General features: G+C 43.5%; 2 protein-coding genes. Both read left to right on the top strand.

Annotated elements, in window-relative coordinates; genetic code table 11:
• Positions 1 to 170: 170 nt before the first annotated feature.
• Positions 171 to 764 carry a Crp/Fnr family transcriptional regulator gene (locus tag JX312_RS12170; protein WP_124029895.1) on the top strand — a complete coding sequence of 198 codons (594 nt, stop codon included), beginning with the start codon at positions 171 to 173 and terminating at the stop codon, positions 762 to 764.
• A 105-nt stretch (positions 765 to 869) separates the two neighbouring features.
• Positions 870 to 2,465 (top strand): BACON domain-containing protein, encoded by a 1,596-nt coding sequence (locus JX312_RS12175; RefSeq protein ID WP_204458168.1) that lies wholly within the window; start codon positions 870 to 872, stop codon positions 2,463 to 2,465.
• Positions 2,466 to 2,519: the final 54 nt, after the last annotated feature.

Genomic DNA, 2,519 nt, shown 5'->3' on the forward strand with positions numbered 1-2,519 from the left:
GAGCGTGTTCTGTCGGCTGAGGTGAGAGAATTTTGTTATAATAATGGAAATAATCCTTATCATAAACCGGGCACGGTTGAGTTTATTCATGAAAAACTGTTGGGTCTGCCGTTACATCGGTGCATGACCAAAAGCTTCTACGATCTTGATCACTTTTTTATTGACAAGCTATGAGAAACCTCGATAAATTGATAGACCTTATTTCGGATGAGGCAAAGATCCGCCTTCCGAGAGAAATGTGGCAAGAACTGTTCTTTTATGCATCGGTCCGGTCACTTAAACGGCGCGAAGCCTTGATTGATGCCGGCGAGTATGATCCCGACGTTTATTTTGTTGCATCCGGTCTGATAAGGGGCACGTTTATGGATAAGACGTCAGAGCGTACGGCAGGTTTTGCGTTGCCGGGCACGTTGCTCATATCTTTCCATTGTTTTTACGAGCAGGACGCATCATATTATCGTTTTGAAGCGTGTGTGCCTTCGAAAGTGGTCAGGATTCCGTCAGCCGTGTTCAGAATGATGACAGAAAAGTATCACCAGTTCGCCCTTTGGGTAATGGAGGCGAATCAGAACCAGCTTTATCATGCAGAACTGAAAAACCGGCTTATATCCGGAGATGCCAAAGAGAGGTTGCGACAGCTGATCGAGGGTTGGCCGGAAATTATACTCAAAGTCTCTTCCAAGCACCTTGCTTCATATCTTGGTATAACCGAGGTGCATTTGAGCCGCATAAAAAGCGAGATATTAAAGGAGGGTAAGAAATGATTTGTTAACATGGGTTAACGTTTCAGGAATTTTATTGTAATAACTTTACAGCGAAAGCTTGATGTGTGCACATCAAAAACAGTTATTCATTAAATTCCAGAGACTATGAAAAGAATTAGCCTATTACTTGTGGCGTTGTCTGCCACATCTCTTGTGTCATTATCTCAGTCCATGCTGATGGAATTGCCCGGAAAGGTAATGTCGGAAACAGGCAGCCATGCCGAACACAATGAAGGAAGACTTGTCAGCACATTGTCGAAACGAGATAAAACCCGCGCGTCGGATCTTGACGTCACAGCCGTTACATATAATGAGCCGGCGAATCTTTTCACAATGGGTTACACCCCCAATTTAAGTTATTACAGCCATGTCGTAAGACGCGGTGCGGCATATAGTGCCCATACATGGAGAAACACCTCGGACGCACTTGAGGCGGAAGGTTATTCTTTTGTATGGACATATGATTCTCCTGAAGGTCCGGGACAAGGTGGGTTATTGTTAAATTCGAACACAAAAGATCTTACAGTGACATATCCCTTCAATAACGGCTGGTGGTGTGCCCCTGTGTTGTCTGCGAAAAAAATGGCTGAATTAACATATTCACCCTCTTTCAAATATAGATTTGGAGGTCCAAGTGTCATAATTTTCAATGAAGGCGCTTTGGATTTTGGCATGACAACTTATTCTGAGATGCTATATAGGGATGTTAACGGCAAAAGAACAACTACATTCGGATCTCTCAAGTATCTGCCCACGGCAAGCGATCCATATTCGGTTACGAAATGGACCCCGGTCTTCCCGGATAAGAAGGATTTGAAAATGAAAGGTTTCTATAATATTTTCCATAAACCGGATGCACCCTACGCAATAACCAAGATCTGGGGATGGATAGAATATACAGCATTAAAGGAGACAAAATTGACAATGACCCTTTATAAACTTGATGAGAAGGGTGAACCTACAGATGAGGTCATTGCTGTTGGAGAGAATACAATAAAAGCAGGGGCGGATAAATCAATATTGTTCAATCTCAAACGCCCCGGAACGGATGGCGACATGTCTCCAATAACCATAGATTGCGGTTTTATAGCCGTTTTGGAGGGATTTTCCACAGAGGGAGCTTTCTCTAAATTGCAGCCGATATTAGGATCCGGCACTGTATGGGAAGGTGGAGATGAATGCCCTTGGGCATATAACTGCGGTGTAATGTTGTCTTGGAATGAAGGTGGTGCTGAAAAACAGGGATATTTCCATGACAGTAAGATATATGACGAAGGCAGGGGGAGCACAAAGAAACTTTGTGCATGTGATTTCTTATGGATGGTTGATGGGGATTTTGCCTGGATTTTTGAGAAATCCGGTATCTCGGAATTGACAATACCGTTGACAGGAGGTTCGGAGAACCTTACGTTCAACACATATTATCCTTTGAATGACACCAATGTGACGATCACGAAAGATGCAGAATGGCTTGATTTCTCAGTTTCAGCAGCATCTGAAGTTGCATCTGATAATGGACTAAAAGTGACTGCATCCCCGTCAGATGAAGCCCGCGAGGGGTATATCACCATCTCCGGACCTGCCATGAATTATGTTTTGAAGGTTAAGCAGACGGATTCATCCGCAGTGGAGAGTATTTCCGTAGATGACATGATAATTGCCACGGAGTATATGGATATATTACTGTCCGCTAAACCATAAAAAGGCGAGTCCAACTTCCTGAACGGCAGAAGTTGGGCTTACTTTTTGTATTTG

It is taken from the genome of Barnesiella sp. CU968 (genome assembly GCF_905219685.1).
Lineage (GTDB): Bacteria > Bacteroidota > Bacteroidia > Bacteroidales > Muribaculaceae > Lepagella > Lepagella muris_A.

Excerpts from the sequence above, each read along its gene's own strand:
- JX312_RS12170 (WP_124029895.1), top strand. The coding sequence starts at position 171 with ATGAGAAACCTCGATAAATTGATAGACCTTATTTCGGATGAGGCAAAG.
- JX312_RS12175 (WP_204458168.1), top strand. The coding sequence starts at position 870 with ATGAAAAGAATTAGCCTATTACTTGTGGCGTTGTCTGCCACATCTCTT.